This window comes from Chryseobacterium sp. MEBOG07, from assembly GCF_021869745.1.
GTDB classification, from domain to species: Bacteria; Bacteroidota; Bacteroidia; order Flavobacteriales; family Weeksellaceae; genus Chryseobacterium; species Chryseobacterium viscerum.
In genome coordinates this window covers 1,548,842-1,561,924 of record NZ_CP084579.1, presented here as the reverse complement: position 1 = coordinate 1,561,924, position 13,083 = coordinate 1,548,842, and the positions used below count along the sequence as shown (strand labels likewise).

Annotated in this window: 13 protein-coding genes; 6 read left to right on the top strand and 7 right to left on the bottom strand. The window is 34.9% G+C overall.

The window, feature by feature from the left end; translation table 11 throughout:
- The first annotated feature begins 21 nt into the window (after positions 1-21).
- From LF886_RS23895 to LF886_RS07130, 3 genes are all read left to right on the top strand, one after another.
- On the top strand, positions 22-153 hold the full coding sequence (locus LF886_RS23895) for a hypothetical protein (RefSeq protein ID WP_262509928.1): 132 nt from the start codon (positions 22-24) through the stop codon (positions 151-153).
- Between the two features lie 51 nt (positions 154-204).
- A complete protein-coding gene (locus LF886_RS07135) occupies positions 205-600 on the top strand; it encodes a hypothetical protein (RefSeq protein WP_124534218.1) in 396 nt (131 codons plus the stop codon).
- 288 nt (positions 601-888) lie between these two features.
- The gene (locus LF886_RS07130; RefSeq protein WP_236853511.1) at positions 889-1,488 is read left to right on the top strand and encodes a hypothetical protein; all 600 of its coding nucleotides are present in this window, start codon (positions 889-891) and stop codon (positions 1,486-1,488) included.
- Positions 1,489-1,574: 86 nt separating this feature from the next.
- Here the strand turns inward: LF886_RS07130 and LF886_RS07125 are convergent, their stop codons facing one another.
- Positions 1,575-2,087 carry a thioredoxin family protein gene (locus tag LF886_RS07125; RefSeq protein WP_236853510.1) on the bottom strand — a complete coding sequence of 171 codons (513 nt, stop codon included), beginning with the start codon at positions 2,085-2,087 and terminating at the stop codon, positions 1,575-1,577.
- Positions 2,088-2,252: 165 nt separating this feature from the next.
- Between LF886_RS07125 and LF886_RS07120 the strand changes: the two genes are divergently transcribed.
- From LF886_RS07120 to LF886_RS07110, 3 genes are all read left to right on the top strand, one after another.
- On the top strand, positions 2,253-3,044 hold the full coding sequence (locus LF886_RS07120; protein WP_236853509.1) for a helix-turn-helix domain-containing protein: 792 nt from the start codon (positions 2,253-2,255) through the stop codon (positions 3,042-3,044).
- A 112-nt stretch (positions 3,045-3,156) separates the two neighbouring features.
- Positions 3,157-3,582, top strand: a complete 426-nt coding sequence (locus LF886_RS07115) for a DoxX family protein (protein WP_236853508.1) — start codon at positions 3,157-3,159, stop codon at positions 3,580-3,582.
- Positions 3,583-3,593: 11 nt separating this feature from the next.
- A complete protein-coding gene (locus LF886_RS07110) occupies positions 3,594-3,947 on the top strand; it encodes a cupin domain-containing protein (RefSeq protein ID WP_236853507.1) in 354 nt (117 codons plus the stop codon).
- Between the two features lie 91 nt (positions 3,948-4,038).
- Here the strand turns inward: LF886_RS07110 and LF886_RS07105 are convergent, their stop codons facing one another.
- From LF886_RS07105 to LF886_RS07080, 6 genes are all read right to left on the bottom strand, one after another.
- Entirely contained in the window at positions 4,039-5,148 is a 1,110-nt protein-coding gene (locus LF886_RS07105) for a heparan-alpha-glucosaminide N-acetyltransferase domain-containing protein (RefSeq protein ID WP_236853506.1), read from the bottom strand.
- 358 nt (positions 5,149-5,506) lie between these two features.
- A complete protein-coding gene (locus tag LF886_RS07100) occupies positions 5,507-6,649 on the bottom strand; it encodes a cytochrome-c peroxidase (protein ID WP_236853505.1) in 1,143 nt (380 codons plus the stop codon).
- Positions 6,650-6,654: 5 nt separating this feature from the next.
- Positions 6,655-8,247, bottom strand: coding sequence for a DUF6850 family outer membrane beta-barrel protein (locus tag LF886_RS07095; RefSeq protein WP_236853504.1), 1,593 nt, complete (start codon positions 8,245-8,247; stop codon positions 6,655-6,657).
- Positions 8,237-9,586: a DUF4876 domain-containing protein gene (locus LF886_RS07090; protein ID WP_236853503.1), complete on the bottom strand. Its 1,350-nt coding sequence runs from the start codon at positions 9,584-9,586 to the stop codon at positions 8,237-8,239. Before LF886_RS07090 ends, LF886_RS07095 begins: the two co-directional genes overlap by 11 nt.
- Positions 9,587-9,610: 24 nt before the next feature.
- Entirely contained in the window at positions 9,611-12,331 is a 2,721-nt protein-coding gene (locus LF886_RS07085; RefSeq protein ID WP_236853502.1) for a TonB-dependent receptor plug domain-containing protein, read from the bottom strand.
- Between the two features lie 339 nt (positions 12,332-12,670).
- Entirely contained in the window at positions 12,671-13,003 is a 333-nt protein-coding gene (locus tag LF886_RS07080) for a hypothetical protein (RefSeq protein ID WP_236853501.1), read from the bottom strand.
- Positions 13,004-13,083 lie beyond the last annotated feature (80 nt).

The window sequence follows — 13,083 nt, the reverse complement described above, 5'->3', positions numbered from 1 at the left end:
ATAACTCACAATCAATTGATTATGAAAAATAAAATCAGAAGGATTTCAGACTGGAAAACCTGGAAAACCACGACTAACAGACACAATACAGAGATATTACTCACTCACGTTGCTGTGATAGTAGGTGTATTTATTTTTGCTGCCTGCCTTTAAATTTTGGTATACATTTCGCTGCAATAAAAAGTGTTTGAAAAATTCTTAATTATGATGAAAGTACAAATGCAAACTATTAATCAAAAGGTAGCTGTTGAATACTTAAAATTTTTCTATGCGCCACTTCGCAATGAAATCACACAGTTGTCTGTTCAGGACAATTTTGCTGGGATCATGCAGGCAACCGTAAATTATCTGAAGAATCTGTTACAGGAATCAAAGATCAGTGTCATAGCCCATCACATCAAGCTGATGGATTGGCTTTACAGAAATGGTAATTCTTATGTAAGAGACATGATTGAAAACATGTTTGTAAGATCTTTCGAAAGTTTCAAAAAGCACGCAAGAATCCAACATTGGAAACTCCTTTATCAATACATGCCGGCCAGCTTCCAGATCATTTATAATGAGCAGCAGAAGCAGGATCAGATGTATTTTGGAAAATAATAAGTATAATAAAAGAGCGAAAAGGTAAATAAGCCTATTCGCTCTTTTTATATGTCACAATAAATAGCCGTATTTTTTACAGGTTGGGAAGGAAAAGAAAGATTTAACACTTTATATTCTCTACTTGGTACATAAAAATTACAACTGCGTAAAGAAAAAACTAATCCGTTTTTTTGCAAATTTACCCTTTACCCCCTTTTTTTTCGCTTTTTCACTTATTTACAGGCAACTTTTACCCTATTTTACTTCACCAATACGTACAAAACCTCTATTTTTGTGAAAAAACCGATGAAAAACTCTTTTTATGCTGTGATGATGTTAATGCTGCTAATCTCATGCGGAAATAATGACAATACAAATGATGATCCGAGGCCGATCGATAGAGAAATTTATCAGTTTGAATTCAAAAGTTACGCTGTAACAGGAACCATACTTTACAAAGGGTCAGCCGGCAGTAAATCTACTCCTGACGAGTCCTATCTGGGCAATTACTGGAGTCTGTACAAAGAACCGGCATGGAAGAAGATCGTTCTTGATCTGAAAAGCAATTCTATCCAACTAATAGCCGGAAATTCAGCTGATCTGACATACAGTTTTAAAATCATCAATGATTCAATTTTAGTCAATGACAGTAATGCGAATAAGCCGACTTATATTGGTGATTTTAATAAAGAAAATTCCACTTTTACTTTAAAGAGAACCTTTAGATATACGAAACGAGAATCGAGAAATACCGGTGATGGATTAACCATTGTTCAAAATGCGTGTTTTGGTACCACCCAATATGAAAATATGTTTGGAGCTCTTTTTACCACTCCGTCTGAGATGACAAAATCTGAAGACCAGGTTTTATGGAGTAATATTGAGTATTATTATAAAAAGTTCTAACAACTGATCAATATAATAAAAATAGGCTATCTCAAGAGCCCAATTATTTGGATTTTGAGATAGCCTATTTTCTATTTTTTATCGTGTTATTTCTTCACAAATACCTTTTCGATAGTCTGAGATTCTTCTTTACTCAGTTTTGAAGATTTTCCCAGTTTAGCAATAAAAGCGGTTACTTCTTCTGGTGTTGCCGGTGATCCAAGGTTTTGGCCTTTGTCATCAAAAGAATCAGCCAGTACTTCTCCTTTTGGGTTTAAAACCAGCCAGAAAGGAAGTCCTGCATTTTCACCTTTATATTTATTCATCAGCTCCTGTCCTCCAGGGTTTTCAAGGCTTTTCTTATCTCCTCTTTCCTGAACATCCAAATAAGCAGTGACAAATCTTTTATCAAAAATGGGTTTAGCTTCTGGAAGATCCATATTTTTTTCCATCATCTTGCACCATTTACACCATGACGCATGGAATACCAATAAGACATTTTTCTTTCCTGTTTTAGCTTCTTTAAAAGCTTTATTTAATACGACATCTGCTTTTTCCTGTGCCGTTCCTAACTGAAACAGTAATAGAGAAACAATAACAATAATTTTAGAGTATTTCATTCTGAATTTTTATTTTATTACTAAACGAATTTAGGTATTTTTCTTTAAAAAAAGGTTTTTCAATTTTAATCAATTGAGTTAAACATTTTTGTAATTTAGTCATCATAAATTAGTTTCCTGAAATAGTATAGAAACAGAAATGTCACATTTCTAATAGGTTTAAAAATGATTGAAATAAAGAAATATTCTAATCAGGCAGGACATCCTGAACCCAGACGGGTCATCAAATACACTTTATTCTGGTGTAACCATGGAAGTACTGAAGTATTGATTGACGAAAATATTTTTGTCTTAAAAACAGGACAGGTTGTAACGATTACTTCCGGACAATTTCATCAATTGAAATCTGTAGAAGGAGAACTTACTGCTTTGGAATTTACGCTTGATTTTTTCTCTAAAAATGACAGTGACATCGAACTTATTTTTCACAACGGATTATTTTGTCATTTCGGAATGAATGAAATAATTACCGTACAGAATCCGGCATTTTTCACTGAAACATTGACTATCATTGAAAAAGAGATTCTGGAACAGCCCTATCAGTATCTGATCTCCACCCATTCTCTGGTTGAATTGCTATTGGTAGAAATCAACCGCAGTAAAATTGCCAATGGTGATGAAATCTGGAAACCGGATGCTTTATTTTTAAATTTTCTGGAAAGTGTCAGGGGCCATTTTAAAAACAATTATCAGGTTTCTCATTTTGCCGATATTCTTGGAACGACTGAGGTTAAACTGAATGAGGTATCAAAACTTCACACCAGCAAAACCGCTCAGAATGTTATCTACAGCCTTATTATTTCAGAAGCGAAGAGACTTTTGCTTTATGAAAAGCTAACGGTAAAAGAAATCGCTTATCTGCTGGGCTTCAATGATCCTTTTTATTTTTCGAATTTCTTCAAAAAACATACTTCGCGATCTCCTAAAGATTATCAGAAAGCGGTAAAGGAAATTTAGAAGATTTCTATTTTATTCTTTAAATATTATATGCTTTTTCCGGAATTGTCTATTCTTTAGACAACGGCTTTCGCTGAACTTTGTACTGTAATTAAGACCTAAAATGACACGTATGAAAACTCAACAGGATACCGCCGTTTTTTTATTAAGGATTGCACTTGCTTTTGGTTTTTTATCTGCTGTTGCCAGTAGATTAAATCTTTGGGGAGCCAAGTCTTCAGGCTGGAAAAAATTCATCGATTATACAGCTGAAACGAATTCATTTTTACCCCACTCTTGGGCGCCTGCAGTTGCAGTATTATCAACTATCGCTGAATTATCGATTGGCATTTTACTTTTGGTAGGCTATCAGATACAAAAGACGGCATGGTGTGCCTCCGTTCTCACTTTATTATTTGCTGTTGCCATGAGTATTTCTTTTGGGATCAAAGAACCTCTGGATTACTCCGTCTTTGTTTTCAGTGCAGCAGCATTTCTCCTGAGTACATTTTCAAATTCTCAATGGAGCCTGGACCAACTTCTACCTCATAACAATTAAAATTTAATATAATGAACACCAACATCCACGATTACATCGTAAAAACTGAACAAAAAGAATGGCAGCCTTTAATTGAAAAAGGAATACATTATGAAGGTATTTTTGTAAAATCTTTAAGATTTGATCCCGAGAAAAACCGCTCTACCAGCATTCTTTTAAAATTTGATCCGGGAGCCAGCTATCCTTATCACAATCATCCTGCGGGAGAAGAACTGTTTATCATGGAAGGTGATGCCACTATTGCCGGTGCGCAGCTCGAAAAGGGAGATTATCTGTATACTCCGCCTAATTTTAAACATTCTGTGACATCTCAGCATGGCTGTACCATTCTTTTTATAGTGCCTGAAGAAGTAGAAATTCTTTAGATTGATCAAAAAAAACAAACCACAGTAAAAAGTTTACTGCGGTTTTTTCGTTGTCTATTTGACAAAATATTTTTTAAGCTAATTGAAGCAATTATTTTAGAGCTGTTTCATCGGGCGCTATCGGTCTGAAAACAATTAATGTTTTTTTCTTTCTTACAAGATCTACCAAGGTTTGAACGGAGAATGTAAGAATAATATAGAGCACGATAAGCACCAGTACATAGCCAATTTCATGCTGCCTGTATCCGAAAATACCTTTCCCCCAGGAGATTAATATCCATTGTATCATATACATTGAGGTTAAATTCCTGCTGCAGTATTTTAAAACACGCATAAAACCGTTTTCTTTAACCTTTGAAGTAATCGAATTGATCAGCCAAAGAAATATCAGGGTCCAGCCTGCAAAGTAGATAACACCTCCCGGTCCCATATGATAAAAGCCATTGTAATTATATTTTCCATACAGAAAAACCAAAGGTGCTCCGACAGCAATAAACACCAGACCTGCATACAGCATATTCCTAAATAACTGCGTGCTGTTGTAGTTCAGTTCCAGATACCATTTCCCGAAAAACATTCCGATGATGATAAAGGACATCCATGGAAAAACAGGAAAATATACATAAGCTGGATAATCAGTGCTGAAAAGAAGATCCAGAATATAATTAATGACCGGATAATCAATATGGATTCCGCTTACTTCCCGGGATACAAGGGCTACCAATAACCCTATGGCAAGAATGACATATTTATTTTTGACATATTCTCTGATAAAGCCCACGAACAGTAAAGACATTCCGGCAAGCTGTAAAATGTCTCCCAGCATTACCAGATATACATATTGCTGTTCTATGGGGGCGTTCCATCCATATTTTTGGATAAAATTATCCGGAGCAAAATTAAAAATCACAGGGATCATAAACTTCATGAAATTCATGAAAAGGCCTGCAAACACAAGTAAAACTCCGCGCTTTAATGCACTCTTAAGGCTTTGATGGCTGGAAGTCATGAAGGTGATTCCCATACAGATTAAAAATATTGAAGTTCCCCGGCCTAAAAAAACAATAAAACTGCCAATAGCAGATTCTGATTGTGATTTCACATTGGCATAGATCAATAAGGTATGGATAATAATCATTCCTATAACACTCATTCCTTTTATCAAATCCAGTGCAGGAATTCTTTTGCTTCGTTCTTCCATTGTTTTCAGTTTTTTTAAGTTTTTCACCAATACTATTGATCGGTCAATATTTTTGATTACGTTTAGATTTTTGTAGATATATATAATTTAAATTAATTTTCTTATTATAATTGAGTAATCCCCATTTACATTAAGTTTTATCCCAACAATAATTTTAATATTTTTATTAATTCTAAATAAAAACAAATATACGTATTAAAACTATATCATTTAATTTCTTTATAAATTTTCATGATTAATTAATCATCCTATTTTGTAAAAGAACTTTAGGACTGAATAGAACAGAAAATCTAAAACAAAACACCTCTTTCAATTATCTTGAAAGAGGTGTTTATATTTATTATTTTATTCCGCTAGTCTATGATTTCGGTAATTCCGGCGGACGCATTTTGTATTTGTAGCTGTTCAGGGTTTTTAAAAATTCTACAATATCAAAAACCTCATCATCCGTTAAATTCAGTTTTTCTACCATTCCTGATTTGTGAGGAAACTTAGGATCATTGATCTGATCACCTTTAGGAATTTCTCTGCCCATTCCTGCATTATACATCATGACGATATTGGCAAGTTCAGGGAAAAGTCCGTTATGCATATAAGGTTTGTTCTCTGAAACTTCCCTCAGGGTAGGAGTTTTAAATTTCCCTACGTCTTCATTCTTTTTAGTCACGATATATCTTCCCAGATCTTCATACTTTCTTCCATAATACGTGAGTCCTAGATTATGGAATTTCTGATCAGAAAAATAAGGGGTATTATGACAATTGATACAATTGGCCTTGGTACGGAATAAGTGAAGTCCATTGACTTCAGAATCTGTTAAGGCATCTTTTTTTCCGGAAACAAATTTATCAAACTTCGATGGTGGACTTATCAGAGAGCGTTCAAATGTTGCAATGGCTTTTGCAATTTTCTCTTCTGTAACGTCCCCATTTCCGAAAGCTTTTACAAAAAATGGTTTATAATCTTTGATCTTCTTGATATTCTTTGTCGCCATCGACATATGAAGATTCATTTCCACCGGATTTTCGATAGGGGCTTTTACCTGTTCTTCCAGTGTTGCCGAACGACCATCCCAGAAGAAGGTCTTCGCATAACCGATATTCACCAAAGTAGGAGCATTTCTGACTCCCGTTTGTCTGTCGTGCCCAAACGAAACCCTGCTTCCGTCTGACCAGCCTATTTCTGGATTGTGACAATTTGCGCAGGAAATCTGTCCGCTTTTGGACAATCTTGGATCAAAGAACAACATTTTTCCCAGCTCCATCTTGTCTTCGGAATAGGGATTATTTTCAGGAAAGTTCATTTTAGATAAAGGTCCGATATCCTGAAAACCTTCTTTAGCCTCATCAAATAAGTGGGCAGCCGGCCATTTGCTCTGGTCTCCGCTGCTGTATAAAGTACGAAGCTCTTCCACGGAATATCCCGTAGGGTCATTAGAAGTATAACTTAATAAAGATATCATTCCGGCCATTGCCAGAAAAGCGATATATCTGTCTTTCATTTTTTTTAATAATAAACATTGAGTCCTACCAAAGCAACATGATTAGCTCTGCCATTGTAGTCTACTTGATTTTTATACGTACTGTTCATCAGCCATGTCTGAGAAAAACTCCCAAACAGCTCATACCTGATTTTGTTCTGATCGAAAATATAACTTGCGTTAAAATTAAGACCAATTTTGGGCGTTGCATCATAAGCAAAGTCCGGCTGAGCGATTTTAGTTGCAAAGATATTCTCTTTTGTACTTTGATAAGGCTGATAATTGAATTCTTTTTCCAAAGGTACATACAGATTTTGTGAAAGACCAATTGCCAGTTTATGAGAAGGTTGTAAAGCAAATTCTTTTTCCGCTCCCAAGCGGTAATTGAAAAAAGAAAGTTTACGGTCCATTACCACCGACAGATCCTTTACATGATTTTTTCCATAGGCTGCATCAAAAAGAATTTTAAAAGCTTCATTTTTATGATTGAACCAAACTACACTATTCTGCCAGGAGAGATTTTTCTGTTCCAGACGATACGTTCTATACTCCAGCGGATAATTGTAATTGGTATCCAGCTGATCCTGATAGGTCACCATAGAAGCCCATTTTTTCCCATTATAATTTCCTAAAAAATTAAGGTAGAAGTTATGCAGGTCGGTTTTTAATCCTGAATACTTTGTGTAATCTGTATGATATGCATAATTGGCATCCTGGTATTCATACACTTTGTAGAAACGTTCGATGACATTTTTATAGTCATATCCGGCAGAAAAGTGAGTATTGGCAGTATTAAAAGCATATTCTCCACCCCAGATATAACCGCCCATCTTATATTCGGAATTTTTATATTGAGTATTCCCGATATATTGGTTACCATAGCCCTCATTGTAACGGATATAAATACTGTCATTTGCTGGTATATTTCCACCAAGATTAACAAACATAATATTGTTCTCTTTATAATGATATAGATAGCTCAGTTTCCCAAAAATGGAATGTTGGCGCCAATTTAATCCTAACTTAGCAAATGCTTTATAATTATAATTATCCACTTTTGGTCTTGGATCCGCATTTTGTCTGTAAGATTTGGCATACCTTCCTTCCCCTCCTATTTGCAGGATAACCGGTTTTATAGGATTATAGGCAAATTGTCCGTTGATAAAGTAACTTTGTTTCTGCCATCTTGCTGTGCGGGGAACCCAATAATATGAAGGGTTATAAATAAATGAAGAATTGGTGGTTCTCTCATCATTCAGAATATAAGGAACATTATCCTCAGTAGTTTTATCTGCATGAAGTCTTCCTGATAATGCAATTTTATCATTCAACTTATAAACACCTTCAGACTGAAAACTAAAGTTTCCTGTCTTTTCGGCTGTCTGAACTCTTTTAAAATTTTGTATTGTAGAAGAATATTGAAAAGTTGTCCGTGAGAAATCAAGAGGTTGAAAAAATGAGAGATAAGGATCATTTATCCTGATATTCTTTTCTACAGAACTGATGTTGATACTATCTAACTGAGTCGCCTGAGCATGGAAAAACTGACTGCCTAATACAGCCAATCCCAACATACTGTATTGAAAAGCTTTAATTGTCTTATTTTTATTATTGTGCATATCCTCGAGGGTTTGCTTTAATCGTTACAAAATCATTGGCAGAATTATTAGTATCCTGCAGTACTACACGGCCATTAATAATTTCTTTCGTTTTACGGATTACAGATAGACCGGTAAAAGTACCTTCTGCTAATCCGGTACTATTAACAATGAAAGTTCTTGAGGCATCTATATCTGCAGGAAAGTCTTTAGGAGCTTTTTGCTCCTTATCTGTAATATCTATTCCGTCTATGATATAGTTTTTGGGAATCTGTAGAAATAAAGTTCCGGTAGGCGCTTTAGGTGCTGCCACTTTTTTCCAGCTTGCCACTTCTGCATCTGTTGCTCTAAGAATTCCTAGTCCCAGCATTGAAGTTACATTCAGAATTAAGTCATTAGAGGCAATACTCCAATAGCTTACCTGCATATCCGGCACCATAATATTTTGGATATCCCACAGAAAAGGCTTTTTACCATTACTTAAGTTATAATCTCCCATATAGGTTTCAAAATCTGCATGGCTCAGGTCAACCGTTTTTGAAGGGTCCTGTATGGCTACACCAGTACCATTAATATCATCAAAAGGCATTTTATGGTTAATGGCCGTTTGAGCTACAATAATACTTTTCCCTGGTAAAATAGGATATTGGCTCCCATTTCCAGGTATTTTTATAAGGATATTGGAATATACATAATCTGTATTGGCAGCAGATCCGCCGCCTGCAGTCTTGCTCCAATCATACTGTCCGTTAGACAAGGTATAATTGGTCACATTATTATTTGTATTACCTTCAAGAAATACCAGATATAAACCATCAGCATAAATAGTCTGATCTGAATTGTTGTGAACTTCAATAAACTGATCTCTGAAATTGGCTCCTAATTTCGTATCAGAACCTGCATAATAATACTGCTTAATCACAAGATCTCCAAGGTTACCACTGGTGATTCTGACCAATTTCGAAGAGGTATTGGAATTGATCGTTACTTTTTCATCAAACCCTCCAAAGTGCACAATTTCATAACTGGTTTCTTCCCCGATCTGTTGTTCATATTCCTTCTTCTTCAGTTGAAGTTCAGCCTGAAGGCTATAAGTTCCCGGTAACATAGCAGATAATTTCAGGTCTCCATTGGCATCAGTTTTTCCTGTAACCTTATCACCTGTTGCTGCATTTTCCATAGTAATTATAACGTTCGCTGCCCCTTTGTCTGCAACGGAAGGATATTTGGAGGCATCATATTTAATATTCACGGTAAAAGGAACAGGTTTAATCTCTTTATTTCCACCGAAATCATCATCTCTGTTGCATCCTACAAGGAAAAGAATTGGTATGATCAGCAATACTATTAATCGTTTCATTGTTGTTATTTTTTAGTATTATTATTAAAATTTATATGAAATATTGGCTCCAAAAGAAGTAGAAGTAAAGTTGGAATATACATATCCCTTTTCATCGTATGCTCTCAAATTGAAAACATTACTTACATATACCGATAATCTGAAACCACTTAAGAAATCTTTTGTAACCCTTAAATGAACGTTATGCAGGGTTTTATTATATAAACCTGAAAGTTTTTCATCGGAAGGCTTCAGGAATAAGTTCTGATAGAGAGGATTTGTCCTATCATTTTCTGGAATCATTTGTATTTCTCCATCATATTTAAGATAACCTACAGGGTAAATGTCATTCGCACCTGTTAACTTCCTATCTGAAAGAAAATGATCTGTTCTAAGACCTATGATAAGACCCGCTTTAGCCAGGTGATAGTCAAAGCTGAAACTCGCTCTGGCCATAGAACTTTTATTTCTGGTATCATTATAAATTCCATATTCGAAATTCTTATCTGTAATTTCAGGAGCTTTGAAAGTATAAAGCCCATCATCCTTCCGGCCTGAAGTTTCAACATAGCTTGCATTGAAACCGATCACAAGATTAAGAGCTTCTATTTTTTTGAAACTTGCCATAAACTCTAATCCTTTATCTACTGACTCATATCCATTGACAATACGGTTCTGGAGATAATGAAATTTTTCTGTTCCCACTATTTCGAAAGTAGGAATTTCTGTTCCCCCAATATTGACATTTACTTTAGCTTTATTCATTGTCTTTAAAACACTCATAGTCGTAAAGCCATCAAATAACTTATTATAGTACCCTGTAAGGTTAAAGGTTCCGAAAGGAAATCGGTAGTCCACCCCAATCTCTGTTTTCCAGCTGCGTGAAGGTTTCAAATCGGAATTATCCCCCGGAGTCACTACTGTCTGCATAATCGCTGCTGAATAATAACCTGGTAAACGATAATCTCCTAACAGGAAGTCAAAATACCTCGGTGCTGTGTACAGCTGGTTCAGTGAAGGAGCTTTAGATGTTAATCCTAATCCTCCTCTTACAGAAAGGTTTCCTATTTGATAAGATGTATTAAATCTTGGTGAATAGGTAGAAAATGAATTCTGCAGATCGTAACGCAATCCCAGATTGGCTCTTAAAATATTTTTGTTAGCAAAAACTTTGGTAATATTATCCTGAACATAAAAAGCATATTGTTTACTTGAAAATACATTATCCCGATAATTATAATCTCTCATACCGTCTGAGCTTTGACCTGCTGTTTTAAAAGTGGCAAACTGACCTGCCGTTCCATATCGTCCTTTTCCAAAATTATCTCCATATCTGAAGTTTACTCCTAAGCTATAAGCATGAAACCATTTAGATGAAGTTACTTTACTTCCATTTACACTGAAATTGGTATAAATATTAAGGGGTTTCCCATCTGCAAAAGCTTGGTTTTCGTAACTGGGTGGTGTATAAGGAGCATAGTAAACAGCATCTCCTGCGGAATTTCCATAAGGACGGGCACCTTGGTTCAGCCAGTATCTACGTTCTGTAAGTTGTGTTGCGTAGCTAAGCCCAATATCTGCACTTGCCATTCTAAAAAAAGGTTTACTACCATTTCGCGCAAAATTGTAAGAGATATTGTTTCCTAATGAAAAACTTTTATTATCTACATTAATAATGATCCCATCAAGATCATCCGGATCTTTTTTTCCTTTACTGGTATTGGTAGAAAATGATGCAGAAAGTTTATTACTGAAACCATTTTTTCCCTTTGATGACCAAATAAGATTAAAATTTGTTCTGTCATAGCCCACTAAACTTGTTCGTGGATCAGAAAGAGAATTCATATAGTCTACAGAAACATTAAGTGCATTATTTTTATTGAGTCCAAAACCTTTGGTAAGACCAATCTGATAAGTTCCTTCTCTGAGTGATGCATCCAATCGAAGAGGTGAAGCCTTTGCTATTGTATTTACTTTAATAAGACCAGAAGTTAAATCTCCATACTTTGCATCGGGAATACCTTGTATGACTTCAATACTTTCTATATTTTCTGTTGGTATTTCTCTTAAGTCAACTCCGTAATTAGGCTGTCCTGGAGTTAAATTTCCACCACGGCCTGAAGTAGTAAAACTAATATTGAAAGGACCCTTATTGGCAGAATCATAGCTCTGCATATTCTCGTTATTGGATAAGACGATATCATTAACCATCAATTGTACCCCAAAAGCTCTGTTTCCAAAATCATCTCCACCGGGGATATTTCCTGATCCTGTTACAGGTGATCCACTGGCTGTTCTGAAAACAATATTTTTAAACTGAGTGTTGTCAAACTGCTGTACATATTGACCTGGTAATTGCTGCAAAACATCTCCGATAGAAAATGATTGCAGGTTTTGAAGTGCTTCCTGCTGAATGGAAATTTCTGAGAACTGTTTTTTTCTTGCGGTAAGCTGTACGCCTTCGATTCTGATTTCTGATCTTTCGCGGGATGAGCTTTTAGGTGACAGGATCTGAAGCTGTAGTTCATCTCCCTCTTTTATGATAATAGTTTCTTCTCTATTGTTGGCATTCAGGAAGACGATCTGACATTTCCCCTTAAGAACCATAGAATTATCTTTCTTATGAATCTCTTTACACTCTTTCAAACCACCACTAACAAGTTCTCCTTTTTTGAGTTGCCCATTATGATAAAATTCTACTTTTTGAGCAGACAAGAATCCACCTGCTGTTAAAAAAACAGCACCAACTAATAACGATACTTTCACCCTTAAAATATTTAGACGGCAAAATTAATTATAATTATTCTAAATAAAAAGTAGATCTATGAAATAATTAAAGTTATTTTAACTTAAAATAAAAGAATATTTACATATAAATCCCCAAATAAAGAATAAAACAATAAAGTAAATCATACTTAATAGTTCCTTTTAAGGCTTACTACAATTAATAAAATTAAGTTTCCTTCCTAAAATATATTCTAGAAAAAACAATAAATAAAAGCCACCTTCTATGGTTTAAAAGTGGCTTTTATTTAATTTGAATAAATCATATAAAAAAAACGACTCCTATTACTAGAGTCGTTTCTTTTTTATTCTTCAGAAAAATTATTTTTTTAAATCTGCTTTTACATCTTTATAACCATCTGAAACTGCATCTGCGCCTTTTACAGCAACATTCTTAACACTTTTTGCACCTTTAGTAGCCGTTTTCCCAACCCATTTTGTGCTGTTTTTAACACCTTTTTTTGTAGCTTTTGCCCCTTTTCGAGTTTTATCTCCAACCCATTCTGCACCATTTTTCACTCCTTTTTCTGTTGCCTTTGCTCCTTTCTGAACGGCATTACCTACATTTTTGGCGTCCTGTTTTACAGTTTCTTGAGCATTAATAGCTATTGCAAATAATCCAAAAGCTAATAAGGTGAATAATTTCTTTTTCATATTGTCATTTTTTTTTAATTAACTAGGTGAATATAGCATAAAACAAGCCAAATCTTTATCATCAAAAAAAAATAATGAAA

Bases quoted from the DNA above. Each gene is read 5' to 3' on its own strand.
- LF886_RS07130 (WP_236853511.1), top strand. From the start codon at position 889: ATGAAAAACTCTTTTTATGCTGTGATGATGTTAATGCTGCTAATCTCA.
- LF886_RS07125 (WP_236853510.1), bottom strand. From the start codon at position 2,087: ATGAAATACTCTAAAATTATTGTTATTGTTTCTCTATTACTGTTTCAG.
- LF886_RS23895 (WP_262509928.1), top strand. From the start codon at position 22: ATGAAAAATAAAATCAGAAGGATTTCAGACTGGAAAACCTGGAAAACC.
- LF886_RS07090 (WP_236853503.1), bottom strand. From the start codon at position 9,586: ATGAAACGATTAATAGTATTGCTGATCATACCAATTCTTTTCCTTGTA.
- LF886_RS07100 (WP_236853505.1), bottom strand. From the start codon at position 6,649: ATGAAAGACAGATATATCGCTTTTCTGGCAATGGCCGGAATGATATCT.
- LF886_RS07095 (WP_236853504.1), bottom strand. From the start codon at position 8,247: ATGCACAATAATAAAAATAAGACAATTAAAGCTTTTCAATACAGTATG.
- LF886_RS07110 (WP_236853507.1), top strand. From the start codon at position 3,594: ATGAACACCAACATCCACGATTACATCGTAAAAACTGAACAAAAAGAA.
- LF886_RS07120 (WP_236853509.1), top strand. From the start codon at position 2,253: ATGATTGAAATAAAGAAATATTCTAATCAGGCAGGACATCCTGAACCC.
- LF886_RS07080 (WP_236853501.1), bottom strand. From the start codon at position 13,003: ATGAAAAAGAAATTATTCACCTTATTAGCTTTTGGATTATTTGCAATA.
- LF886_RS07105 (WP_236853506.1), bottom strand. From the start codon at position 5,148: ATGGAAGAACGAAGCAAAAGAATTCCTGCACTGGATTTGATAAAAGGA.
- LF886_RS07115 (WP_236853508.1), top strand. From the start codon at position 3,157: ATGAAAACTCAACAGGATACCGCCGTTTTTTTATTAAGGATTGCACTT.
- LF886_RS07135 (WP_124534218.1), top strand. From the start codon at position 205: ATGATGAAAGTACAAATGCAAACTATTAATCAAAAGGTAGCTGTTGAA.